The organism is Gluconobacter sp. P5E10 (genome assembly GCF_018812145.1).
Taxonomy (GTDB): domain Bacteria; phylum Pseudomonadota; class Alphaproteobacteria; order Acetobacterales; family Acetobacteraceae; genus Gluconobacter; species Gluconobacter cerinus.
The window spans coordinates 521,979-545,262 of sequence record NZ_JACRVZ010000004.1; the positions used below are offsets into that span (position 1 = coordinate 521,979).

General features: G+C 55.5%; 23 protein-coding genes and 2 pseudogenes. 10 read left to right on the forward strand and 15 right to left on the reverse strand.

The window, feature by feature from the left end; genetic code table 11:
* Positions 1-188: 188 nt before the first annotated feature.
* From KP707_RS11020 to KP707_RS11045, 6 genes are all read right to left on the reverse strand, one after another.
* Positions 189-863 (reverse strand): hypothetical protein, encoded by a 675-nt coding sequence (locus KP707_RS11020; protein ID WP_215751848.1) that lies wholly within the window; start codon positions 861-863, stop codon positions 189-191.
* A 2-nt stretch (positions 864-865) separates the two neighbouring features.
* Positions 866-1,195, reverse strand: a complete 330-nt coding sequence (gene trxA / locus KP707_RS11025; protein ID WP_215751847.1) for a thioredoxin — start codon at positions 1,193-1,195, stop codon at positions 866-868.
* Between the two features lie 57 nt (positions 1,196-1,252).
* Positions 1,253-2,704 (reverse strand): metallopeptidase TldD-related protein, encoded by a 1,452-nt coding sequence (locus KP707_RS11030; RefSeq protein WP_215751846.1) that lies wholly within the window; start codon positions 2,702-2,704, stop codon positions 1,253-1,255.
* Between the two features lie 25 nt (positions 2,705-2,729).
* Positions 2,730-4,085 (reverse strand): TldD/PmbA family protein, encoded by a 1,356-nt coding sequence (locus KP707_RS11035; RefSeq protein WP_215751845.1) that lies wholly within the window; start codon positions 4,083-4,085, stop codon positions 2,730-2,732.
* 1 nt (position 4,086) lies between these two features.
* Positions 4,087-5,865, reverse strand: coding sequence for an ATP-binding cassette domain-containing protein (locus tag KP707_RS11040; protein ID WP_215751844.1), 1,779 nt, complete (start codon positions 5,863-5,865; stop codon positions 4,087-4,089).
* A gap of 596 nt (positions 5,866-6,461) precedes the next feature.
* Positions 6,462-7,007: a hypothetical protein gene (locus KP707_RS11045; RefSeq protein ID WP_215751843.1), complete on the reverse strand. Its 546-nt coding sequence runs from the start codon at positions 7,005-7,007 to the stop codon at positions 6,462-6,464.
* 477 nt (positions 7,008-7,484) lie between these two features.
* Between KP707_RS11045 and KP707_RS11050 the strand changes: the two genes are divergently transcribed.
* Positions 7,485-7,688: a helix-turn-helix domain-containing protein gene (locus tag KP707_RS11050; RefSeq protein WP_215751842.1), complete on the forward strand. Its 204-nt coding sequence runs from the start codon at positions 7,485-7,487 to the stop codon at positions 7,686-7,688.
* A gap of 413 nt (positions 7,689-8,101) precedes the next feature.
* Here KP707_RS11050 and KP707_RS11055 read toward each other — a convergent pair whose 3' ends face one another.
* Together KP707_RS11055 and KP707_RS11060 are read right to left on the reverse strand one after the other, a co-directional pair.
* Positions 8,102-9,076, reverse strand: coding sequence for an alpha/beta hydrolase (locus KP707_RS11055; RefSeq protein WP_215751841.1), 975 nt, complete (start codon positions 9,074-9,076; stop codon positions 8,102-8,104).
* Positions 9,073-10,017, reverse strand: coding sequence for an MBL fold metallo-hydrolase (locus KP707_RS11060; protein ID WP_252348858.1), 945 nt, complete (start codon positions 10,015-10,017; stop codon positions 9,073-9,075). Before KP707_RS11060 ends, KP707_RS11055 begins: the two co-directional genes overlap by 4 nt.
* Before the next feature lie 78 nt (positions 10,018-10,095).
* Here KP707_RS11060 and KP707_RS11065 point away from each other — a divergent pair, with 78 nt between their 5' ends.
* From KP707_RS11065 to KP707_RS16840, 3 genes and pseudogenes are all read left to right on the forward strand, one after another.
* Positions 10,096-11,031, forward strand: coding sequence for a LysR family transcriptional regulator (locus tag KP707_RS11065; protein ID WP_215751839.1), 936 nt, complete (start codon positions 10,096-10,098; stop codon positions 11,029-11,031).
* 151 nt (positions 11,032-11,182) lie between these two features.
* Positions 11,183-11,940: pseudogene (locus KP707_RS11070) on the forward strand (IS5 family transposase).
* Positions 11,941-11,945: 5 nt separating this feature from the next.
* Positions 11,946-12,610, forward strand: a pseudogene (locus KP707_RS16840) (IS3 family transposase); the annotation flags it as partial.
* 202 nt (positions 12,611-12,812) lie between these two features.
* Here the strand turns inward: KP707_RS16840 and KP707_RS11085 are convergent.
* Both KP707_RS11085 and KP707_RS11090 read right to left on the reverse strand, forming a co-directional pair.
* Positions 12,813-14,495 carry a recombinase family protein gene (locus tag KP707_RS11085; protein ID WP_215751836.1) on the reverse strand — a complete coding sequence of 561 codons (1,683 nt, stop codon included), beginning with the start codon at positions 14,493-14,495 and terminating at the stop codon, positions 12,813-12,815.
* A 666-nt stretch (positions 14,496-15,161) separates the two neighbouring features.
* Entirely contained in the window at positions 15,162-15,407 is a 246-nt protein-coding gene (locus tag KP707_RS11090) for a hypothetical protein (RefSeq protein WP_215751834.1), read from the reverse strand.
* A gap of 190 nt (positions 15,408-15,597) precedes the next feature.
* On the opposite strand from KP707_RS11090, the gene KP707_RS11095 reads away from it, so the two are divergent.
* The 6 genes from KP707_RS11095 to KP707_RS11120 all read left to right on the forward strand — a co-directional run bounded on the left by KP707_RS11095 (position 15,598) and on the right by KP707_RS11120 (position 18,583).
* A complete protein-coding gene (locus KP707_RS11095) occupies positions 15,598-16,236 on the forward strand; it encodes a LexA family transcriptional regulator (protein ID WP_215751860.1) in 639 nt (212 codons plus the stop codon).
* Between the two features lie 170 nt (positions 16,237-16,406).
* Positions 16,407-16,637 (forward strand): hypothetical protein, encoded by a 231-nt coding sequence (locus KP707_RS11100; protein ID WP_215751833.1) that lies wholly within the window; start codon positions 16,407-16,409, stop codon positions 16,635-16,637.
* Between the two features lie 22 nt (positions 16,638-16,659).
* Complete coding sequence (locus tag KP707_RS11105) at positions 16,660-16,947, forward strand: hypothetical protein (RefSeq protein WP_215751832.1); 288 nt, start codon at positions 16,660-16,662, stop codon at positions 16,945-16,947.
* 87 nt (positions 16,948-17,034) lie between these two features.
* Positions 17,035-17,433 (forward strand): hypothetical protein, encoded by a 399-nt coding sequence (locus KP707_RS11110; protein ID WP_215751831.1) that lies wholly within the window; start codon positions 17,035-17,037, stop codon positions 17,431-17,433.
* Between the two features lie 92 nt (positions 17,434-17,525).
* Complete coding sequence (locus KP707_RS11115) at positions 17,526-18,026, forward strand: hypothetical protein (RefSeq protein ID WP_215751830.1); 501 nt, start codon at positions 17,526-17,528, stop codon at positions 18,024-18,026.
* 11 nt (positions 18,027-18,037) lie between these two features.
* Complete coding sequence (locus KP707_RS11120; RefSeq protein ID WP_215751829.1) at positions 18,038-18,583, forward strand: hypothetical protein; 546 nt, start codon at positions 18,038-18,040, stop codon at positions 18,581-18,583.
* Between the two features lie 38 nt (positions 18,584-18,621).
* Here the strand turns inward: KP707_RS11120 and KP707_RS11125 are convergent, their stop codons facing one another.
* From KP707_RS11125 to KP707_RS16850, 5 genes are all read right to left on the reverse strand, one after another.
* The gene (locus tag KP707_RS11125) at positions 18,622-18,789 is read right to left on the reverse strand and encodes a hypothetical protein (protein ID WP_215751828.1); all 168 of its coding nucleotides are present in this window, start codon (positions 18,787-18,789) and stop codon (positions 18,622-18,624) included.
* Positions 18,790-19,019: 230 nt separating this feature from the next.
* Complete coding sequence (locus tag KP707_RS11130; protein WP_215751827.1) at positions 19,020-19,697, reverse strand: hypothetical protein; 678 nt, start codon at positions 19,695-19,697, stop codon at positions 19,020-19,022.
* 83 nt (positions 19,698-19,780) lie between these two features.
* Entirely contained in the window at positions 19,781-20,014 is a 234-nt protein-coding gene (locus KP707_RS11135; protein ID WP_215751826.1) for a hypothetical protein, read from the reverse strand.
* A 138-nt stretch (positions 20,015-20,152) separates the two neighbouring features.
* Entirely contained in the window at positions 20,153-20,473 is a 321-nt protein-coding gene (locus KP707_RS16845) for a hypothetical protein (RefSeq protein ID WP_252348859.1), read from the reverse strand.
* Positions 20,474-20,477: 4 nt separating this feature from the next.
* Entirely contained in the window at positions 20,478-20,894 is a 417-nt protein-coding gene (locus KP707_RS16850; protein WP_252348860.1) for a hypothetical protein, read from the reverse strand.
* Between the last annotated feature and the right edge of the window lie 2,390 nt (positions 20,895-23,284).

Here is a 23,284-nt window from a genome sequence, read left to right on the forward strand (position 1 = left end):
GTGGAAATAATAATCTGAAACGCCGCCTGTCTTTGTCTGCTGGCTTCTTCATGCTGGATCCGGTGAAAATCCATCATATCCTTATGTTCTTTGGGGTAACGTTCTTCAAGAATTCCAAAAACATGAATGAATTCTTTTGGATTTTTTCTTGTCTTGCGTTCTTCGGTGTGGATCCTGTCGAGAAGCTTCTAGGTTTCCTCGAAACTGATCAGACCCTGCTCACCGACTTTCTGCTGAACCGCAGCGTCCCGGCGCGCATTGATCCAGGAACGGAACGTATCTGCCACGACAGAGCGTGATGTCCGCGGATTCCAGGCCGCCGCTTCAATCACCGCCCCGAACTTGGCTTCCGGACTGTCCGGGACTGCCTGATCTGTTGCAGCAATCGCCTCGGACCGAGCCTTGCGCCATTCCGCAGGCTGAGGCGATTTTCCTGCCAGTTCAGCGTCATGCAACGCCATCACATCCGTCAGGGCAGCGCGCAAAGGGTGATTTTCCGAGAGAGAGGCGATATCTGTCTCCGTCTCTTTCAAGAAATGGATAAGAACAACATTGCCACATGCATTCAGATCCGCACCCACCGGCAGCGCTTCCAACAGAGAGATCTGTGCTGCCTTGGCGTCTTCAGCGGCAGGCAGTGTCACTGCGACCATATCCAGCAGAAGGGCCATCCATTTCGGCAGGCCGAACTCCTCAACCCACTGATCAAGGTCATCGCTCCCCAGCAAACCACCGACCAGACTTCCACCTTTCCCATCCCAGTAAACGGGACGGCTGTTCCAATCGCCCGATGCTTGGAAGGCCTGAGCTTTCTGCAGCATGAAGCGCTTGAGCGCCGGATTATCCTGAAAAGACTGCATCATGGTCAGCACCCGAGGTTACGGTCAATGAAAGCAGCAATGCGGCTTTTGGTCTGAAGACCCGCAAAACGCTCGCGCTCCTCGCCACCTAAAAAAAGGACGACGGTGGGCAGGCCACGAACATGATATTTGCTGACGATTTCTGGGTTCTCATCGGCGTTGATCTTTGCCACCACCACTTCCCCCGCATACGTCTCGGCTGCATCATCCAGAATGGGCATCAACTGCTTGCAGGGCGCGCACCACGGTGCCCAGAAGTCCACCACAACGGGGAGTTCCGAGTTCAGGACGACATCGTCAAAGTTTTTTTGTGTAACAGCGATGATAGTGCTCATGGATCTTCTCTTCTCAGGATCTGGATTTTTCGGGACGATCTCGGTGCGCAAAAGGTGTCATGATCCCTTCCCGCCCACGATCAGATCGTCCACGCGCAATGTTGGCTGCCCTACCCCGACCGGCAGGGTCTGACCGGATTTGGAACACACGCCGACGCCACCATCGAGCATCCGGTCGCTGCCGATCATGCTGATCTGTCGCAGCGTATCCGGACCGTTCCCGAGGATCGTAGCACCCACAACAGGGGCGCTGAGTTTTCCGTTTTCGATCAGGAACGCCTCGGACGCCTCGAACACGAAGCGACCGCTTGTGACGTCCACCTGACCGCCGGAAAGGTTGTCGACATAAAGTCCATGCCCGACGGATGCGATGATTTCCGCGGGGTCCATGGTGCCGGCTTCCATGTAGGTATTCGTCATGCGCGGCAGCGGCAGGGACGCATAGGACTGGCGGCGGCCATTTCCGGTCGGGGCACAGCCCATCTGCCGCGCACTCAGCAGATCGTGCATGTATCCCCGAAGGATACCGTCCTCGACCAGAACCGTCCGATGGCTCCCGACACCCTCATCGTCCATGTTAAGGGATCCCCGGCCGCCGGGAACCGTGCCATCATCAAGGATCGTAACGCCCGGAGCCGCGATCCGCTCTCCGATCCGCCCTGAGAAGGCCGAACTGCCACGCTGGTTGAAATCACCTTCAAGCCCGTGGCCAACCGCCTCATGCAAAAGAACGCCGTTCCAGCCTGCGCCAATGACTACAGTCATCGGGCCTGCGGGCGCGGGGCGGCCTTCCAGCTTCGTCAATGCCGAAGACACAACCTTCCGGACAAGAATTTCGACCGCATCAGGGGTCAGCACCTCATATCCGGCACGTCCGCCAAATCCGGAGCCGGACATTTCACGGCGACCATCGGCCAGAACCGTCACGACAACGGCCAGCTTGACGAGCGGACGGATATCGCCGCTCGAAAACCCATCATGCCGCGTGACCCAAACTGTCTCGTGCGAGGCCTGCACGCTGGCATTGACCGACACGACCCGCGGATCCAGCGAACGGGCGAGCTCGTCGATCGAACGCAGCAGCGCAATCTTGCGATCCGCATTCCAGGACAGCAGCGGGTCCGCAATCCCGTACAGATCCGCCTGTTCGGAACTGCTTTGTTGCATGGTACCAGCCGGCGCGACCGGGGTGGCGTCGCCATATCCTTCGGTCAACTGGCGCGCCATCATCTCCATGGCGGCGCGATCAATCCGCTGGGACGAGGCGAAAGAAACCTCCGCATCCCGCATCGCGCGCATGCCATATCCGAGATCGATCCCGAAGGTCCCGGCCTTGATTTTGCCGTTCTCGATCCGCCAGTTTTCGGACGCACGGGACTGGAGGTAGATATCTGCGAAATCTCCCCATTTCCCCAACGCGTTTTCAGAAACCTTCCGCAGAAAGGCCTCATCCAGCCCATAGCGCTCCACAAGGGCGGAACGCGCGCCTGCAATACGACTGCTCTTCATGCTGTTTTCCGCAAGACCTGACATCTCAGACGCTCCCCCCGACGGACATATCGGCAAGGAGCCACGATCCCGTCCGGAAAGGCCCGCGCTCGACCGTATCCGCACCGACCGCGACGAGACCCGAGAACATTTCCCGCAGGTTCGAGGCGACCGTGACCCCGGCAACCGGATGCACAATCTTTCCATCTTTCACCCAGCCCCCCCGTACCGCGCGGGAAAATGTTCCGGTGGTCAGGTCTGACGAACCGGCCATATGGGTGATCAGGAGGCCGGTATCGAGCTTCCTGAGCATCTCTTGCAGGGTATCGGAGGGGGCTGTCAGCGCACTGGCAATCTCCATGTTGTAGGTCTGTCCGCCATTTCCGGTCGGCGCCATCTTCAGCGAGCGGGCCGAATACAGATCCAGAAAATATCCGCGCAGCACCCCCCGATCCACCACGTTACGGACCGTCCCGGCGATCCCGTCCGCATCATAAGGCGCGCTGGAGCGCCCTCTCAGACGAAAAGGATCTTCGGAAATGCTGACATGTTCGGGGAAAACCGCCTCGCCCAGCGTGTTGGCAAGGAACGAGTTTCCCTGACGCAGCAGCGGACCGGAAACGGCGCGCATGAACTCACCGAGCAGCCCCGTGACCGTAGGCGCATCGATCAGGACGCGATATGTGCCAGTCGGAATCTGCTGGCCGCAGATGGCGCCGAGCGCACGTTCACCTGCGATGCGGCCGACATCCGCTGCCGTTTCAAGCTGCTCCGCACTCCGCTCACTGCTGGACCAGCCTTCGACCTGACGCGCGCCATCGCGCATGGCGATGGGGGAGCAGGAAATCCCGTGCTGGGTCCAGGGAATGGCGCCCATGAAACCTTTGCTCGATGCCAGAAAGGACAGTCCGGTCGAGCTCCACAGGGACGCGCCTTCCGTCTGCTGGATGCAGGGATCAACAGCGAGCGCGCTCTCCTCCGCTTCAAGCGCCATTGCCAGCGCGTCCGGATAGCGGATGCCCCACGTATGAAAAAGGTCCAGATCGCGGACATCGGCGCAGTAGTCGGACGCATCGGAAAACGCTGCAAAATCGTCACGCTCACCATACCGGGCGATATCGATCGCAGCATCCAGAGCGCGCCTGACGGCATCGGGTGAAAAATCCGTCGTGGCGGCGGAAGCCCGGATGCCCTTGCACATCACGCTGATCAGCGCATTACGCCGGATGGAATTGTTCCGCTGAAGGGGCTGCCCGTTTCGCGCGCCCACAGTCCAGTTTTCGGTTTCCTGCAGGGAAATCTGCACATCATCGGCACCCGTAGCCTTCCCGAAGGTGAAGGCCTGATCTGCGATCTGTTCAAAGTCCTGCCGGAGACGGACGATCTCGCTGCGATGAAGCATGTCAGGGCTTCCTGTTTGAAGAGAGGAAAGAAACTGGCGATGTCGGCGCAGTTTCAGAAATGGTGGCGGTCCCGTTCGCGATATGCAGGCGCCTGTCATGCAGGCGCACGATATCGGGGGTGTGCGCCACACTGATGAGTGTCAGATCAGGACGTGCCAGAAGATTGGCGTAGAGGGCGTTTGCCGTGTTCTGGTCCAGCCCGGAGGTGGCCTCATCGAGAATGAGAATGTCAGGGGGAGACACGAAAGCCCGCGCCAGTGCGAAGCGCTGCTGCTCACCGGGCGAGAGACGCTGGTTCCAGTCTCCCCCAATGTCCAGCTTGGCCACGAGCCAGGAGAGGCGGAACTGGCATAGGAGATCCGCACAAAGTTCGCGGGCCTCTTTGGACGGCGGCTGCGTCTGAAGCATCAGTTCCAGAAGGGTCCCGTGCGGCAGATAAGGCAGCTGCGGCAGAAACGTGATCCGGGCATCCTGCGGAAGGGTAATCGTCCCCTCCCCGATACGCCACAGGCCAGCCAAGGCCCGCAGAAGAGTGCTCTTCCCACTTCCGGAAGCACCCGTGATGACCCATTTGTCGCCCGGCGCGATCTCCCAGTGCGCGATCTTCAGCAAAGGAGCGCTCTTACCGGGAAGAGACAGCACCAGACCCAAGACGGAAACGTCGTCAGAGGCGGTATGGCTCAGAGCGATCCCCGTTTCCTCGGGCATCTGAATGGCGTCAAACAGGACAAACAGTCGATCGAAGGATGCATTCGTCTCGGAATACATCGGATACATCTGCATCAGCCAGGTCAGGGAAGAGCTCAGCGTCTGGAACGCCGACTGCGTCTGCATGATGTCGCCATAGGTCATGCGACCGGCCATGTAACGCGGAATGGTCAGGACCAGTGGCAGAACGCGCTGGAAATGGCTGACAATCTGCATGACGAAGGAAATGACGACGCTCATCCGCTGCTGCGCAAAATAGTTGTGCATCACCGCGGAAAGAGCCGTCACGATCCGCAGATGCTCGATCCGGCTGCGGGCCATGAAGGCGATCTGCTCAGCGTGTTTGCGGACGGAGACCAGAATGAAGCGCAGATCGCCTTCATAATGCTGCTGGCGCATGTTCAGGCGCGTCAGCTTGCGGCCGATCCGAAAAATGATCCCGGTCGCGAGAATGGACGTCACATATGCCGCAAGGACGATATCATAGCGCGTTATGATCTCATGTCCGAAGAGATGAAATGTCACAGGCGCCGATCTGCGAACCAGTAACGCGGTAAAAATCGCAATGGAATACAGGGACCGGAGGCTTCCCATGAAGATGCCGAACACGCCGCTGATGACAAGCCGCACATCTTCCGCAATACGCTGATCCGCGTTTTCAACGCGTTCAGCCCGCTCTATGAAATAAAAGCGATCATTGCTGAGCCATGCTTCCGTCAGCAGGACCGAGATCTTGTTGCGCCACAGCATCCCGAGAACGTTCTCAAGATAAACCCCGAAATAAGTCAGGCTGTAGACGAGTGAGCCGACTGCCACGAACTCGATGGCATAGCGGGGGATGACTGCAATGTTTTTGTACTGAAGCGCATCGAACAGCGCCTTGTTGATGCCAGTCTCAATAGCGAAAAGATAAACGCCACCGAACTGGATGCCCAGGCACAACAGCAGGAGCGGCCAAGCTTTTTTCCAGTCCTTCGACAGGAAGAAAGCCCCGACGACCTTGCCTAGAAAATAGATTTTCCTGAAGGAGCGGCTTCGGGTTTCCCATGCAGATACGGAAAAGGAGGTCACAGGCGTTATCATTGAGCCGCCCTATAGCGGAACTGAAGCCCGTAACCGAAAGCCCGGTTTTCGGATGGATTATCATGCCGCATGTCCGTCCGCCCCCCTCTTTGAGAACACAGATGTTCCTGTGGAAGAGGAATTTCCTAACCCACAGAAGAACTGTCCGTTTTAGAAGAGCAACAAATATAACATAGCGCCAAATGAAAAATTTATATAACGTATATAACTCTAGTTTATGGGAGATGCCGCATCCCACTGCAGAATATGCCGCAATCGAAGGGTAGCGTTTCGCCTTACGGGTGATCCTAGCGAGCCGGCCCCTATGCTTTGGCCTCCACGTCCAGCACTTGAATCACATCAGGCTGATTTTCCAAGCATGCTCTCAGGCTAGAGCACATAGCCACAGCAAGAGCCGCGGACTGATTGGACTGAGCTGCGGGAAGGTTTCTCAGTCGCGCCGACAAAGAAATTGCTCATGAGCAGTGCGGAGGCAGGATACGGCGCATTTGCATGCAGCTGACTGAGAGTTGTTCGATGTGGCTTCCATTCATCAGAGTGCCCCACGTGCTCCATTTCAACCCAACAGCGAAATCCGATATAGACTAAATTCCGCCTGCCATAGCACGTCCCGCGTGGTATTTTGTTCCGTGGTCTGATGGGTTGGCAACATCAATGATCCGAACGCTTTCAAAGCCTTCCTTAATCGTTGGCGGCTCGAACAGGTTATGAACAGAGCGTATGGATTTTTCCGGAACCTGCTTGTCGGGAGCCCGCAGCGCGTTTTGCGCAAGCGCAGTGTCGAGAGAAACCCTGATCCAAACGGCTTCCAGCATGGCGTCGGCTGAGCGGGCAATGTCGATGATCGGCTGGCGATGCCGAGCACCTGGGAGAGCTGCGTCGAAGTAAACTTTTTTACGCTGAGGCAGCTGAGTTGCAATCCATGTTGATTTTCCTGCCCCTTGCAAACCGCAGACGACGATCACCGTGGCATCGGGAGTTGTGGAAAGAAGGCGTTGGAGTGCAGCAAAGGCGCATTGCCACGCTTGAACATTTCGTTCGGGCGTCCAGATACGGCCTGTGTCGGTTTCCAAAAAAACGTCCGGATTGATGACGGTGTTTTCTAACTGTCGTGCAGGAAAAGCTGTCATGCTGGCCTCGGGTGCTAATGCGTTTCATCTCTCGGTAGAAAGTCGAGTGACCAATCCCGAGCTGTCACGCTGTTTCCGTGAAAAAAACGCTCGTATCGATCAACTTTAGCGCTGCGGTAATGTTTTTTTTACCGCTGCTTAAAGTAAGCCGGATACTGGCGAGTACAGTAGAAAACCCTCAATGTGCCGTTCGCCCCAAAATTCTTACGCTAAGACACCCTAATGCTCTTAAAAGGTAATTTTCCGCCTTTTCCTGAAAATTACCCATTATTTACCCTCTTTCGTTAATTCCTGTTCTTGGACAACGGCAAAGCAAAGGAGGGAGACACTCGCAAAATTTCATCGCATTCTTGTCTGACCGCTCTGCATCGATTGAGAAAAGTGAGAATGGGCCTATCCCCATAGGCCTTGGAGCTCCCCAAAAACAGCCTGTCAGACCAGCCCTTCAGCTACAAGCGCATGAGTGACTGACAGCAAATGCTGACGCGGACACTCAAGGCACTCGGACGCGTCGGTATGGTTGAGCGTATTATCTGTGCTACGACGCCTCCACAGGTTGAGTATGCATTGAGCGACCATGGAGGCTCGCTAGCCGAGCCTGTAAGACAAATGGCTCAATGGGTACTCGCTCATCTTCCAGTTATTCACGATAACCGGCAGCGCTACGACGAGAACCATTGAGTAAGAACTGGCCGAGATCTCTTTCCCTCAAAAGAAATTCTGCTCAAACGTGTTGTGAAGACTTTCTCATTTTTGGTTTTGAGGTCGCTCTTCTTGGAAAAGGTGGCACCAGCCCCCATAAAATGTTGCTCTGCTTTGATGCCCTGCCCTGAACAAGGCCTTTCCTCACGACTGTCTCGCGCGAAAGCTGATTGCTGGCCACCTGGATGACCTCTGCATACTCCGCAATTGAGTTGCCTATTATAATGATCCGGGTCATCAACGCCGTCCACAACCTGCGCCTCTTCCTCACAGGCAACAATGTCGCCGCGTACAATCCAAGGCACAGTGATGTCGACTCTTCAGAAATAGCAGAGCGAAAATCCTCAGGACAAACATCAATCACATGCCTTTCGCGTTCTCCATGCGTGGCTTTAGTGCCTCGAAAAGTCGAGTGGGTTCTTAATGTCCAAGAAGGTTCCGACGCTCTCAAGGATTTGCCACCGGTTTCGTTCCATAATCACCATGTGGGTGCCTTCACCGATTTCGACCCAGCGTCGAAAAGGCGCATTCTGAAAGCGCGGGAACAGGTTTGCCATTTGCTCAAGGGTGACATCCCTGTCCCATTCGGCATGAATTAACAAAACAGGGACCGTGATGTGTTCCGGCTCGTAGAAGGACTTTCCAGCAGACCAGAACTCTCTGACATCCTGAATCACCCCCGCAGGTGCACGAATAATACCATTCTGTTCTTTAGGATCGCTGGCCAGAATGACCTGGGCCCACTGCTCGAACCATCCTGAAGGGAGCACTTCAGAGCACTTGTCTTCAGAAACACCTTCGAGCCAGTGCTTACGAAACGCCTGAACGTGGAAGCGGCGATAAGCATGAATGGGCCCACCGGGGTCCAGTCGGGAAACCCCCTTGTTGATCCATTGCGGTGCGATCAGTGTCAGCTTCTCGATCTTGCCGTTATTGGCCGCTGTATATGCTCCTGTCACCGTTCCGCCCCATGACATTCCGATCAGGCACAGGCGAGAAAGGGCGTGTTCTGCGAGGATATGGTCAACAGCCGATCCCAGGTCACGCACAGCCGTCTCGGTCCGGACCTGTGGAGGCGCATCTTCCGGAGCGCCCTCCATGCCGGCCGGACGTGTCGAGCCGCCAAAACCCCGTACATTGAGCGCATAAACGTCAAATCCCTGATGGGCCAGGCTGTCCATGAACGAGCCGTCGTCAACGGGTACGTCGAAAAGACTTTCTGCGGGCAATGTGGCGCCATGCATCAGGAGGACGGTGCGATCCGGACCAAACACTTGAAGATCCGCGCGTCTCTTGTGACGAAGATGGAGTGAAATTCCTGCAGTATCGCTCGGGATATGCAGATTTTCCGTAACGATGTCAGTCATCCGATGTCTCCCTGATTTGGCTGTACAAATTCCCATGAAAACCCGTCTTCACGGCGCTTGACCCGCCCCACACCGGTTTCTGCAAAATGCGAGGTGAAGCACAAACTCCCGCTTTCGGCCGCCTGAGCGAGAAACCATCGACGCGACTGCTCGGCAGGCTTGATGAACTCGCAGTAAACGGATCGCAGATCAGGACGATAGACCTGCAACGGGTGATGCATGACATCTCCCGTAAACCAGGCTTCTTCGCCTCCGGACTGCAGACGGATCGAAGCGTGATCAATGCTGTGGCCCGGGGTCGGATGGAAGGAAAAGCCCGGAACGATTTCCTGTCCGTCGATCTCGATGGCCTGCGCCAGTTCAGCTTCGATGACTGGGAGAATGCTGTCCGTATAAACCCGCGGAAGAGGACGATGATTGGGCACGCCCAACACACCAGGTGGCAAGTCCGGAGTCGGGTCGACACCATCATTGCTGGACCCATATTGTGCTTCGACCGCCGAGAAGATGTGGCGTGCATTCGGGAAAGTTGGCACCCATTTTCCATCGTGCAGATGAGTGTTCCACCCAACGTGATCCGCATGAATGTGTGTATGGAGAACGAGATCAACCTGCTCCGGCTGGACACCCATATCAGCGAGACGCTTAAGAAACGGCGTATGGAGATGATCAAGCGCAGGCGCGTCGGGTAAAGGCTTGTCGTTGCCGGTAGCGGTATCAATCAGGAGAGTGAGACCCGGCCGCTGAACAAGCCAGGCATGGGTGCCCTGGGCGAGCAGACCGGTCGCGGCGTTATAGGAGCCTGCGGTCAAACTGGGAGCGAATGTCGCGAGGGTCTCCACATCAATATCCGGATACAGGTGACCGGGATCGGCATTGTTCCAATGAAGTTCGGGGATGCGGGTGATGCGGGCATCGCCTACCTGAAAAGACGGCGTCATTTTTGGCCTCGAAGCGATTGTGTTGCGTTGCATCGGAAGGTAGGGTGCAGCCAGACATCATACAAATCGATCTGAAAAATGAAGCCAATCGATCACTTCAATTTACGGTCTTTCGACCTTAATCTTCTGATCGCGTTTGATGCGCTCGTCTCGGAACGCAGCGTCACGAAGGCTGCGCGCCGTTTGCGTATTCAGCAGCCTGCGATGAGTCATGCACTGGCGACGCTGAGGCATCTTTTAGCCGATGATATTCTGGTACGAACGGGCGCGATCATGCAGCCGACCGCCAAGGCGGCTGCGATGGCGCCGCAGATCCATAGTCTGTTGAGGCAGACGCAGGGTATTCTGACAGCCGAAGACCAGTTTGATCCCCGAACGGAACAGCGGATCTTTCGCTTTGGATTTTCATCCGAACTTGAAGTCTTCCTGATGCCGAGACTGACGGCTTATCTGCAGCATCACGCCCCAGGAATACGGCTACTATCGCGAGGGTCTCCGAGAAACGAAGTTCATGCCCTGCTAGATACAGGCGCACTTGATATCGCAATCGGGTGCTTTGACTTTGGCCTGGAGCGGCACCTTGGGGTGCCGCTCTACGAACAGTCGCTCGCCTGCTGTTTCAATCCTGATCTGATCCGTCTGGAAGCGCCCCTCACCGTTGAGAGCTATCTGGCGCTGCCGCATGTACTCGTGACATTAAAGGACGACATTCAGGGGTGCCTGTCAGACGCGCTGATGCAGATCGGTCAGGAACTGAATGTTGTTCTGGCGGCATCGGATTTCCTGACGGCGCTGGCCACAGCAGCGGCGGCGCCGGTTCTGGCGACGCTTCCCAATCGGATTGCGCATCAGCATGCTGCACATTTCGGTTTGACGGTGCAACCGGTGCCGCTTGAGCTGCGCATACCGGCAGTCTCAATGGTCTGGTCAGCCCGGAATGACCGTGACCCGGCATCTGTATGGCTGCGTGAGCAGGCTGCTTCTCTGATAAAAACCGCCGAAGCAGCGGCTTGAGCTTTCACGCTGCCTGCGGTCGGCACTGAGATATGAAGACTCTTTTCACGCGAAAGATCAGGCTTCGCCCTCCCAATGGATATTTTGCTAGGCTCAGGACCCATTGATTTTCTTGTAAGAATCTGATTCAGGCTCCGTGAGGAGGCTGAAGATGAACGACCTGTACTGGCTGACGGACGAACAGATGGACCATCTGCGGCCGTTCTTTCCCAAGAGCCTCGGCAGACCCCGCGTTGATGACCGTCGACTGTTGAGCGGGATCATTTTCGTGAACCGTAATGGCTTGCGTTGGCGTGATGCGCCCCGGGAATACGGTCCACACAAGACGCTGTACAACCGCTGGAAGCTCTGGGGCGACATGGGCATTTTCATGCGGATGATGGATGGGCCTGTCTGCTGCGAAAGCCGAGCCTCAGACGATCATGATTGATGCAACGTATCTCAAAGCGCACCGTACGACTCAAGCCTGCGGCTAAAAAAGGGGATCCAGGTCGTCTGATCGGACGGACAAAAGATGGCATGAATACGAAGATGCATGCGATTACGGATCAAAACGGGCGACCGCTGAGCTTCTTCATGACGGCGGGACAGATCAGCGATTATACCGGTGCCGCTGCTCTGCTGGACAATCTTCCTGCAGCACAGTGGATGCTGGCGGACCGAGGTTATGACGCCGACTGGTTAAGGGACGCCCTGGAAGAGAAAGGGATCAGGCCCTGCATTCCGGGGCGAAGATCCCGCGGAAAACCAGTCAAATACGACAAGCGAAAATACAAACGCCGCAACCGCATCGAGATCATGTTCGGAAGGCTCAAGGACTGGCGGCGGGTCACAACCCGCTACGACAGATGCCCGACCGTCTTCTTCTCAGCCATCTGCCTCGCCGCAACCGTCATGTTCTGGCTATGAGCCCTGAGCCTAGGAAAGCGGGGCTCAATGTTGGCGAACGTCGTGTCGGGCTGCTGATGAAGCTCAACGGCATCCGCCCCGTGCGCACCCGCCGGCATAAAGTCATGACCGACAGCCGACACACTCAGGGTTTCGTCGCAAACATTCTCGACGGCGATTTCCTGGCCGAAGCCGTCAATCGGGAATGGGCAGGCGATATCACCTACATCTGGACCAACGAAGGTTGGCTCTATCTCGCCGTCGTCATTGATCTGTTCAGCCGACGCATTATAGGCTGGGCAGCGCAACCGGATGAAAAAGGACCGTGCCATCAAGGCGCTTGATATGGCAGTGCATTTGCGCACGCCGTTGCCCGGCTGTATTTTCCACTCTGATCGCGGGCGCCAATATTGCTCCCATGATTTCCAGCAGAAATTAACGGAACACAAAATGACCCCGTCCATGTCCGGCAACGGAAACGGAAACGGAAACGGCTTTGATAATGCCGCCGTCGAGACCTTCTTCAAGAGCCTAAAGGCCGAACTGCTCTGGCGACAAACATGGCTGACAAAGCGGCAGGCGCAACCCCATTGCCATATTCCAATATATCAACGGCTTCTACAGCTCGCGACGACGCCATTCATATCTCGGCAGCATCAACCGGCTCGCTTTCGAAGCTAAAGCCGCTTAACAAGATCACACACCGGCACAAGTCCACAAGACATTCGTCTCTATCGATTGGTGTAGCCCCAGGCTACCCCAGATAGGCCAGAAGGCCCCGATCACGATCCATCACGCAGACGTGAAGCCCGAAAAAATCCCGTCATGATACTTTTCCGTCTGTTTCCTATGTGTTTCTTGCGCCGTTTTTCGGACACAAAAAACCCGACGTATTAGGGCGGGTTTTTTGTGTCCTGGACAGGACTTACTATATGGTTGCGGGGGCCCGCTTCCCCCGCTGTCATAAAACGGGTTCCCCCTTTTTTTTCATTCAAATAGGAAAAATCGAGGATACCCATTAGTTCACCGCGTAGGGAAATATGAACCTCGCCTCGCTTCTCGCCGGGTTTGAGCACGATCCCGCCGATCAACGAGCGAATGGCCTGCGCCGCCTCCATGCCCCCATCCGGGTCGTCCAGCGCTTCGGTGAACCGCTCTACGTTACGCTGGTAGTGAATGGCAATATTTGGATGCACATCTGGGATATCGGCAGGCGCCTGTACCAGACGGTCCATAATGTCTGCTTTCTGGCGTTCCAGTTCGTCCATACGAGCCTTCATGGAAGAATGATGCATTCCGTCCTCAATCGCAACAACAATGCACTTTATGCTGCTCTCGATCTTGTCCAGTATTTTACGGTCGGCTACGGCCTGCCCGCGACGCTCATGGTTTAGCCGGTTCACTTCTTCCGCAAACGCCTGGACGGCCGCGGCCAAGCTGTCGGACGACATCAGCCGGTCTTTCAGGCCTGCCAACACCCGAGCTTCGATCCGCTGGCGCGGGATCGTGCGGTTATTGCGGCACGTACCCCGCCTATGGTGGTTCAGGCAGCCGAACCGGCTGTTGGCGATCATACCTACCCTGCCCTCACAGCACCCGCAGGATAACAACCCGGAAAAGAGGGAAACAGGCCGGTTCGCTAGATGCAGTCTTTTCGCGCGGCCTTCCCGCGTATTCGTCGGACATGGGCCGACTTTTGCCGCTATGGCCTTCTGCCGGTCTTTGACCGCCAGCCACAGCTCGTCATCCACGATCCGCAGGTGCGGAACGTCAGTCCTGATCCACTCGCTTTCCGGGTTTGGTCGCGAGACGCGCTTACCGGTACTGGGGGCTTTCCTAAAATTTTGCCGGTTCCAGACCAACACGCCCACATACAGTTCGTTATGGAGGATTCCCGTCCCACGTGAGACATGGCCCCTAATACTGGTATCTCCCCACGCGCGCCCTCCAGGACCGGGCACTCCATTCCGGTTCAGTTCTGCTGCGATCGACCGGGGGCTTTGTCCTGCAGCAAACTTTCTAAAAATACGGCGAATAGTATCAGATTCCTCGGGAATGATTTCCCGATCCCCCCTGATTGGTTCGCCCGCGGCATTCCACTTTTTGACCGGTCGATAGCCGTAACACAGGCCGCCGCCAGCCTTGCCTTGCTCCACACGGCCCCGCAACCCGCGATGAGTCTTGGCTGCGAGGTCTTTGAGAAATAGAGCGTTCATCGTGCCCTTGAGGCCGACATGCAGTTCGCTGATTTCACCCTCGGCTAAAGTGACGATCCGCACACCAGAGGATTTCAGATTCTTGAACACGATGGCAACGTCGGCCTGGTCGCGCGAAATACGATCCAGCGCCTCCGCCAGCACGATATCGAACCGTCCGGCCTGGGCATCCCTTAACAGGGTCTGGATGCCAGGGCGCAGAATTGTAGACGCACCCGAGAGGGCGGCATCGTCATAGGTGTCCCCAATCTTCCAGCATTCGCGCTCCGCATGTTCGCTGCAGATACGAAACTGATCTTTGATCGAGTTTTCACTCTGATTGTTCGATGAATAGCGAGCATACAGCGCAACGCGGATCATATCAGCTTTCCTCCTTTGATTTATGAGATGTGTGAATTTTATTGTCTGAAGAAATTTTATTATCATTCGCAACGGAGATATTATTCCAATACTCCCTCGCTAGGCGCCGACCAATCAAACAAGATATAGTTTTTACAACCTCAACCAGTCGAGTTTCAGTATCATTTACTGAAAAATTATCATTTGAAGCGGAATAATTAATTTCATTGTTGTTCATTTCATCCTCGCCGGATTGGAATGAACCTTACATATCATAGTTTTTATTGAGTCTAGATTTGAAGGGTACCGTCATTAAAACACGAAAAATTCCCTTGTTTGAGGAAAAAACCGTATTTTTGATGTTTTATCGACGCCAGCGCCAACTTGGAATTTATCTCTATTTTTCAATACCTTGTAAATTTGGTTAAAAAGTTTTTTAATCTAATTTTGTACTCCGAATCGTAGTCACCTCGCGGGCTTTTCGAACGCCCTACATGCGCCTAAGTCCTGACAGAACCGCAACCATGGAAAATGGCTGAATTACAGTCATCTGGCAGATAGTCGCTTCCAGATACGGTAGCAGCAGCATTGCCGGTTACGGTGTCCGAACGAAGCCCGTCGCCTTCGCAGACTAAGCAAACCTTTTTTATGTGAGAAAAACTGGATGTTCTAAGGCAGGGGGTCAGCTCACAGCTTCCCCACATCCCGACAGATCTGAAGAAGACCGCCCATCCGCTGTTGCAGTACGGCCCCGAGCACCATCACACCTTCGAGCAGACGGGCTCCGTCACTGTCCGCCCTCAGGCTTTCCAAGCGGCCTTTCAAAAGGGCATGCTCGATTTCGATCAGACGCAGCACGTCGTGCAGACCGGCATGCAGGTCCTCGAGGCCGGGAGAACGAGCCGGGGGCGGCAGGAGTGGATCTTCAGTCATGACAATCCCTTCGACAAAATGTCGATTTCATGCGAGGATCTGACCATGACGAGTCACGGGCCCCGCAACATTTCAAGTTCACAAAATACGATTTACCGACTTACATATCAAGCGGAATATCGTATTGATGCCTCATTTCTGAATGAGGACAATCAGCGTGGCCCGACAGCGCAGGCGAAAGCGTAGACTTATGGATGACCAGATCCGCCTGATGCGCGACCGTGGCGAACGCCTCCGTGAAGCGGCCCAGACCATCGGCATCACTCACGCCGCCAAGGCGGCTGGTGTGCCCTACACGACGCTGCGTGATTACATGAATGGCGGTGAGATGAAATTCTCCGCCCTGGCGTCCCTGGCCCGGGTCTGCGGCGTATCCCTGGACTGGATCGCTTTTGGCACGGCAGGCGGTTCCCTCTCCGGCGCGGCAGAGGTCCAAACGACATCGACGCGGCAGATCGTTGTCCCCTGGTATGACAATCGTGAAGACGGTCTCCGTATCGGGCGTGACTGGTTACAGCACGCCGTTCCCAGGGATCTGTCCACACTTTGCCTCATCACCAATGAAGGCGATGCCATGGAGCCGACCCTGTCGTCAGGCGATCTGGTGATCGTGGATCGCGGCGTCACTGCTGTGTCAGGCAGTGCGCTTTATGCGCTTGAGAGTGCTGGCACCCTGATGGTCCGCCGCCTCGACCCGCGACTGGGCGGAGGTGTGCGGGTCATTGCCGACAATCACCGCTATCCGCCACAGGATATTGTAGCTGATCGTCTGGACTGCTTCCGCCTGCTCGGCGAGGTCGTCTGGATTGGCGGTGTGCCGCATTCGTAAGGTTCAGCATACTCGACGAAACGCCGACTATTATATTGGGCGTAAAACCGTATTGACAGAGGGCGTAAAACCGTAGATTACTGCTTGCAGTCACGGCGAACAGGCGCTGCAGAATTGTCTGCACCCTGGTTTCGAGGAGCTGGCAATGATCTCTCTGTCTGATCCCTTCCATGCAAAATGTCAGGACCCTGTTGTTCGGGCGACCGGTGTCCGGCGCACGCCAGGACACGCCTGACATGCTGCTTATGGGAGCTCTCCTCTTCGTCGGCGCCGCTCTTGTCATCGTGGGGATCAGGGTCTGGTTTCAGGCTGTGGACTGGCTCTGTGAGAACGACGTCTTCCCGCCAATGATCATCATGCTCCTTGTGGCTACGATCACAATGATGCTGTTCAACCCTTGATGAGAGGCGAAAGAAACTGATCATGGCACCTTCTGGCAACGCCTCTGAAAACGGGCACGGTGATGATACGCAGAAGGCGGCCTATCTGGAAACATATGGTGAAGAGGAAGCCGAGACGCTTCAGATGCTGCGATACGCGACGTGGATGGACGCGGGCATCTGCGTCGTCTGCGGCGTGATCATGGGCCTGTTATGGCATTCGCTCATCATGTTCTGTGTCGGAATGGGAAGCTGGATTTGTCTTCGGATGGAATTCCGCAAGCAGCGCAAGGCCGCCCGGCTGCGGCGACAGCAATACGGTCTGGACTGAACAGACAGCCGTCCATCGTCCGCAGTCGGCTTACAGATATTTTCTTTCAATAAAACTGTTCTCATCAAAGAACGGAGAGGATTTTCCATGTCCAAACGCATGCTCAAAACACTTGCCGCCACTCTGTCTCTGACCGGGCTGATCGCCCTGACGGGCTGTGCCTCGGAGGGCAATGAAGCCCTCAAAAATGAAACGACCGCCTCTATCGATCAGAAGATCCAGGATGGTGTGACAACCAAAGAGCAGATCCGCGCGCAGTTTGGCGATCCCCGAGAAAGCACTTTTACCGACAGCGGCCACGAACAATGGCGCTACTCGTTCTCCAACGCCTCGTCGGATGCCTCCAACTTCATTCCACTATATGGAGACCTGCATCAGGGAACTCATGGCACAGAGAAGACCCTGACCGTACTCTTCAACGGTGACGTCGTCTGGCACCACACCATGAACTCATCTGCCGTCAAAACGGGGAGTGGCCTCTTCTGAAACTGAGAATACCCCAACTCTCAGACGGCTTCTCCAGCCTGCGACTATCTCGAACGACTTCATGTCTTGCCAATGATCAAAAAGGTAATTCCGTGAGGCACCTCTTTCTTGCACCACTGATAACGGCCCTCCTTTTGCTGCCTTCGGCTCACGCACAGAGCGACAGGCAGGCCATTGCCCAGGCCCACTGGCTCAATAGCGATCAGGGCCGCCCGGTCACGCCTTCTGACACCTTACTCCTCAAAGCAGTCCCTGACCTCAAGAAGACAAAGAGAGGCTATCAGGATATGTGCGACACCCCTGTCACGCCCAAAATCCTGTCTCTCGATGTCGGCGGCTCTCTGGGGAGGGTGAATGTCGTCATTGAAGAGGACTCTGCCTGCTTTGGAGGAGCCGGTGCAGACTATACGATCCTCGACAAAGACCGGCATGTCCTGTGGCAGAATTCTGCCGCTGGCATCGCAACGCTCAGCAGTCGTCACGATGGCGTCCAGGACCTGACCTTTGCCGGGCCTGGCATGAGTGTTCCGATCTGGAGCTGGAATGCGGGAAAACACAGTTTTGTATTCCGCAAGACTGTCGAGACACAGTGAGCGCCCCCGGTATGGACAGGAAAGACATCGATTTCGAGCAGATCCGGGCGCGACTGCACCGGTTCTGGCAAGCTCCGGACGAACTGACTCTGGGAGCCTGGCTCAGCGTTCTGCTCAGCGGCATCTTTTCCTGCGCCTACCGGCACGTCGAACGGGACATGTCCTGGGTCCAGAAAACGGGTTTCAGTGGATTTCATGTCATGGGGTTTGCGCTGTGGCTGGCGATTGCCGCTTTCGGGGCAGCCTGTCTGAGCCGCAGACGCGCTTCGTTTAATGTTCCACGCCTGTATTGTGATCGGGCCGCTTATGCACTGGCGCTGTTCTGCCTGATCAAAACCTATGTCTTTCTGCAGTCATATCAGACCCAGACGCAGAATTTCTTCTTTTTCTTTTCCACGTTTCATCTTTACTTCACACCCGACTTCGGGATCGTGTTCATGCTGGCAGCCCCCTGCCTGCTGTGGCGGGCAACACGGGTCGAGAAAACTGTCCTGAATGACATGCCAGACGATTCGAACCCGGATCATCTTTCTTCACAGGATGATGAAACGCTGTGAAAACGTGCCAGCCCCAAACCGGAGCTGGCACGCGGCACTCAGTCTTCTTGGCGGTTGCTCTGCAGCATGCGCAACAGAGCGATCACGGCGCTGATCGCCGGAACGTCCTGTGGCAGACTGTCACGATAGGCCACCAGTTGTGGCAGAACCATCTCGAACATGATGGCGTTGCGATCTTCCTGGTCGATCAGTTTATGCTGTGTCATGAACATTGTTCTCATACTTGGACTTGACACCAGAACTGCAGGCGTGAAACCTAGCAGTACAATCCGGAAGGATCTTCATGGGGATGAGGGGACAATCCCTAATCAAAACCTTCCAAATACTTCTAAGTGCTCTTCCTTTCTGTCATGCGCGTGCGCCCGCACGCAGGGGTAGTTGCGGCGGCGAAAACCTGCTCTGACACCCCCTGTCATGAGGTAACCGTGAGGTGCCTCTATCGTCGCGAGCGCTGTTTCATCGTCATCCGGGCATAGGCCGCCTGGAACGCCTCTTCGCAGATGGCGACCAGCCAGCCGGGATGCGCCATCATGTCGAGCCAGATGATGCGTAGCAGAGGCCGATCCGGTTCACTGAACCAACGCTCCTTGATTGCCAGACGCTCGAGGGAATGCTCTTCAACATCCGTCTGGCATTCGCGATCTGATCCCAGCATGCCCATGACTTCGAGATAAACCAGAGGCGTGTCGTCATCCGGAGCGCAGATGCCGAAATCACTGCGCAGAAACCGCCCTTTTTCCAGCAGAGGGTGACAGCACAGATCCAGATCGTCAGGCTGTAGGCGCCGCAGGGTTTCCCAGACGATGCGTTCCGGGTTGGATTCCAGCTCAGTGCCGTCAGAAGCGACGTGGCTGCCCTCTGGCAGGTGGGCATACCGACGTGCGAGAGCCCCCAGCAGACGCCCCCAGTCTCCGGCATTCCCGGCAAGTTCGGCCAGATGATGCGCCTGCGGTCCGCAATACCGCATCATCGGCGAGACCGGGGGCGCGCCCAGTTCCTTGGTCAGCTCCGCCATGATCCTCAGGTCCTGCGAGGTCGCGTCCCACACAGAAATGCGACGGGTCTGGCGGAATGTATGGCCGCGCATCCGGGCGCGTGAAGAAAACTGTCTCATTGTCAAAGATCCTTTGGGCCCCGATCGCCTGAGGGCAGATCAGGGCTGAGTATTGATGGAAAAATGTGTTTGTCTGGTCAGGTTCAGGACAGGGGCGACCGGTCAGCCACCTCCTGAAGTCCTTTTTCAAAGCCCCGCAAAAGCTGCCGGAGCAGCAGCACATGGCCGTCCAGCGGACGGCCAAAGGGCATGGTGTCGGCAAGACCATGATCGCGTGCGGCCAGAAGGGCTGGCAGCAATACGTCGTGCATCTGCAGCCAGACATCGACCAGCCGGTCCAGTCCGGTATCGGAGGGAGAGAAATGTTTGGGTGTCATGAGGCAGGGACCCTGTCTGTCTCGTTCCTGCAAGACGCAGATCGACACCGGCCCACCTTGAAGCGTCCGATGACCAATTGAGTGTTCAGGAACGGAAGGAATGAAAGATTTTGGAAAGCGGCGTCTGATTGCCGAATTTCAGCCGTTTCGGGACGGATGATCGGGATCATCCGGAAGTCCCAGCTGATCGAGGCTGGCCCGCAGGTTGTAGCCAGGGGCGCAATCGGTCGCGAACCAGTGAGGATCGACCGCCAGACCATTGATGACAGGCGCAGGCTCGACATCGGTCGAAGAGGACAGACCCAGAAGATCGACCGGGTTGAGGATCTGCAGCAATGCGTCAAGCAGCATCCGGTCCTGAGCCGAAGCCGACAGGCCGACGAGATCCTCGGGCTCCAGTCCTCTGTACAGGTTCTTCAGAGCCGCATGCAGCACGAGGCTCATCGGTGTATGGAACATCAGATCAGGCCAGACTTCTCTTGCGCTGCGGTAAAGACACAGGCTCGGCAGAGCGAGGGCTGTATCGCCCGGTATGAGCCAGCGACGCAGAAAGTGCAGATTGAAGCCCGCAACCGCCTGAGGCGGCATCCATCCCCTCTTGGGGAAACACCAGAGGCTCCTCAAAGCAAAGTCGTCCCGAACCGCTGTGATGGAGATCCAGGGTCCGATAGCGGGTCTGGATCGCGGAGAGGGTCAACGGGGTCCAGCGGAAGTCCTGAATGATGAAATCAAAAATGCTGCCATCCCCGAAAGCCAGGATCGGCTTGTGGGGGCGCCAGCTCACAAGCCGGATCCGAAGTGACGACACCTGCATAAAGCCAGTGCGCGCACGAAAACGCTCAAGCCGTTCGGCCTGAGATACGGAAGAAAGCAATGTCATGATGTCTGTCCTGAAAAGACCAAGCTAAAGAGAGGGAAATGCGTGATAGAAAAACCGTCTCTTTACTCAGTGGGATTGAGGGGAGAATTGCCCTCATCAGAACCCATGAAAGCATTGGCGCCCTGACCCGCCCTGCCCTATCTCTTTTGGTCCCTCTGTTTTGAACGATGCAGATTTTGACCTGTCAAAATCGCGCTGCTCAGCGCGCATCGTTCGACCGCTTGAGGCCATTGCATCCGCCTTATAGAAAATGGCGGTTATCCGCTGTTTTCTCCGCGTTTTGCGTATGCACCGCATACCAAAATGCAGTATCGTGCCTTAAATCGTAGGTTCATTTGGTCGGAGCAGGCTTATTTGCACCATGAACCGACTGGGCACAGGTTTTTTTGGGTCGTTATGACACCAGGACGGACAGATCGTGGCACCCGGCGTCATGCTGTCATCGGCATTTTATAATCGTGCTGTGACAGCTTGAGTTATAGTGTCATCTGCTGTCATGACGGCATCACCTTGTCGACACTCTATGCTGTCAGTTCAGCTTTGTGTCTGATTTTATTGAAGGTTTTTTTAAACACGCTCTGGACGCAAGGCCGCTCTCAATACCGATCCCGCATTGGAACACTCATGCATTATACGAATGACGGAAATGTTAATGAGCACATATCGTTTGCCAACCGCCCCGCTATCATTGCACAAAAACTCATCATTACGGTTCTTGGGCAAGGCTCATCGAAAACTAGGATGGGTGGCAACACAATTAAGGCGATAATTGAACTTCTGCTTACGCCCTCATCCCAGACATACGAGCCGCATTGATTGATGCTTGAAAGCGGCCATCGATGTGATTTCGGGCAGCATGCAGCTATACTGTGATAGATGTACGGATTGGCAATTTCTCTTGCAAAAGATAAGCTCGTTGCATGACCTCGCTGCGCCCAAACCTTATCAAGCGAATTGATCGTCTGCCCAAGCCGACTTCAGCTGCTGCCGCTCTGCAGCCATTGTTTGAAGCTGTAAGTAACGCAATTCACTCAACGCAAACGCGCTTCCGTGACACCGTCCAAAAGCAAGGTCGCGTTGTGGTCACAATTTCGACCAACCGAAAAAAAGAGGGGGTCTGGGCGACTGTCGNGCGAATTGATCGTCTGCCCAAGCCGACTTCAGCTGCTGCCGCTCTGCAGCCATTGTTTGAAGCTGTAAGTAACGCAATTCACTCAACGCAAACGCGCTTCCGTGACACCGTCCAAAAGCAAGGTCGCGTTGTGGTCACAATTTCGACCAACCGAAAAAAAGAGGGGGTCTGGGCGACTGTCGAGGACAATGGACTGGGTCTCGATACGTGCAACTGGGACGCCTTTACCACAACTGATACCGACAACAAGCTCAGTATTGGCGGCAAAGGCGTTGGCCGCCTTCTTTGGCTTGACTGCTTTGAGCATATACAGATCACAACAGTGTATCGTGAGGGCGAGAAACTTTCTCGCCGCAAGTTCACGTTCCGTCTCGCCAATGATGATCAGATAACCGATTATCAGAGTGAGGCTGTTCTACCAACTTCCGACACTTCGTTCCATGTCCGGTTCAGCRGATTACGAGATAACGGCTACCGGGCCAAGTTCCCTGGACGAGATAGTTTTATCTTCCAACACATCACGTCGCACTTCCTACCAACTTTCATAGGGAATCATTGTCCAATAATCGACGTCCATATTGGTGATGAGACCCAGCACTACCCGGCCGATATCGACAAAATCGTTTATCGCAAAGAAATGCCCGTTGAGTTGAATACGCCGGCTTATGGAAGCCTTTATCTCACTCTTATGGAGTGCGACAAGGTCGCAAGCTCTGACCTGAAGGGTTCTCATTTCGTTCACTTCATAGCACATGATCGCACAGTGCATTCCCAGTGCATCGACGGTAAGCTGGGCCTCAAATATTTTGGTCCTAACGGCGACAGGGTTTTTCACGCCATCTTGACGGGTGAATATCTCGACAGCAACGTCAATCAAGAACGCACAGCTTTTATGTTTGAGGACGTCGTTCTTGAGCGAATTATCAACGATGTTTGTACCGATATGATCGAAGCATTCCTCGCCGAGCMACTGGCTCGGCTGAGTGGTGAGCAACGCAAGATCATCGGCCAAATCACGCAAAGCTATCCGTCTGTCGCCTTYGGCGACACCAACGAGTTGCAAGCAAAGCTACCATCCGGTGAGTTGAGCAGCGATGCCATATATGGCCATCTATCTCGCGAGCGATTTCGGCGCGATCAGCGGCAGGCTGAGAAAATCCGATCGGTACTGACCCGCCTGAAAGACGGCGAGGCCACCGTGGAAACCTTTAGCACTGCCATTGCTGATGCTAGYAAGGCAATCGAAGACGCGGAGCAG

Coding starts and splice junctions, on each gene's coding strand:
- KP707_RS11065 (WP_215751839.1), top strand. CDS start 10,096: ATGAAGCCAATCGATCACTTCAATTTACGGTCTTTCGACCTTAATCTT.
- KP707_RS11110 (WP_215751831.1), top strand. CDS start 17,035: ATGTCCAAACGCATGCTCAAAACACTTGCCGCCACTCTGTCTCTGACC.
- KP707_RS11055 (WP_215751841.1), bottom strand. CDS start 9,076: ATGACTGACATCGTTACGGAAAATCTGCATATCCCGAGCGATACTGCA.
- KP707_RS11035 (WP_215751845.1), bottom strand. CDS start 4,085: ATGCTTCATCGCAGCGAGATCGTCCGTCTCCGGCAGGACTTTGAACAG.
- KP707_RS11120 (WP_215751829.1), top strand. CDS start 18,038: ATGGACAGGAAAGACATCGATTTCGAGCAGATCCGGGCGCGACTGCAC.
- KP707_RS11060 (WP_252348858.1), bottom strand. CDS start 10,017: ATGACGCCGTCTTTTCAGGTAGGCGATGCCCGCATCACCCGCATCCCC.
- KP707_RS11045 (WP_215751843.1), bottom strand. CDS start 7,007: ATGACAGCTTTTCCTGCACGACAGTTAGAAAACACCGTCATCAATCCG.
- KP707_RS11125 (WP_215751828.1), bottom strand. CDS start 18,789: ATGACACAGCATAAACTGATCGACCAGGAAGATCGCAACGCCATCATG.
- KP707_RS11030 (WP_215751846.1), bottom strand. CDS start 2,704: ATGAAGAGCAGTCGTATTGCAGGCGCGCGTTCCGCCCTTGTGGAGCGC.
- KP707_RS11130 (WP_215751827.1), bottom strand. CDS start 19,697: ATGAGACAGTTTTCTTCACGCGCCCGGATGCGCGGCCATACATTCCGC.
- KP707_RS11085 (WP_215751836.1), bottom strand. CDS start 14,495: ATGATCCGCGTTGCGCTGTATGCTCGCTATTCATCGAACAATCAGAGT.
- trxA (WP_215751847.1), bottom strand. CDS start 1,195: ATGAGCACTATCATCGCTGTTACACAAAAAAACTTTGACGATGTCGTC.
- KP707_RS16850 (WP_252348860.1), bottom strand. CDS start 20,894: ATGACATTGCTTTCTTCCGTATCTCAGGCCGAACGGCTTGAGCGTTTT.
- KP707_RS11090 (WP_215751834.1), bottom strand. CDS start 15,407: ATGACTGAAGATCCACTCCTGCCGCCCCCGGCTCGTTCTCCCGGCCTC.
- KP707_RS16845 (WP_252348859.1), bottom strand. CDS start 20,473: ATGTTCCATACACCGATGAGCCTCGTGCTGCATGCGGCTCTGAAGAAC.
- KP707_RS11135 (WP_215751826.1), bottom strand. CDS start 20,014: ATGACACCCAAACATTTCTCTCCCTCCGATACCGGACTGGACCGGCTG.
- KP707_RS11100 (WP_215751833.1), top strand. CDS start 16,407: ATGCAAAATGTCAGGACCCTGTTGTTCGGGCGACCGGTGTCCGGCGCA.
- KP707_RS11050 (WP_215751842.1), top strand. CDS start 7,485: ATGCTGACGCGGACACTCAAGGCACTCGGACGCGTCGGTATGGTTGAG.
- KP707_RS11105 (WP_215751832.1), top strand. CDS start 16,660: ATGGCACCTTCTGGCAACGCCTCTGAAAACGGGCACGGTGATGATACG.
- KP707_RS11095 (WP_215751860.1), top strand. CDS start 15,598: ATGGATGACCAGATCCGCCTGATGCGCGACCGTGGCGAACGCCTCCGT.
- KP707_RS11020 (WP_215751848.1), bottom strand. CDS start 863: ATGATGCAGTCTTTTCAGGATAATCCGGCGCTCAAGCGCTTCATGCTG.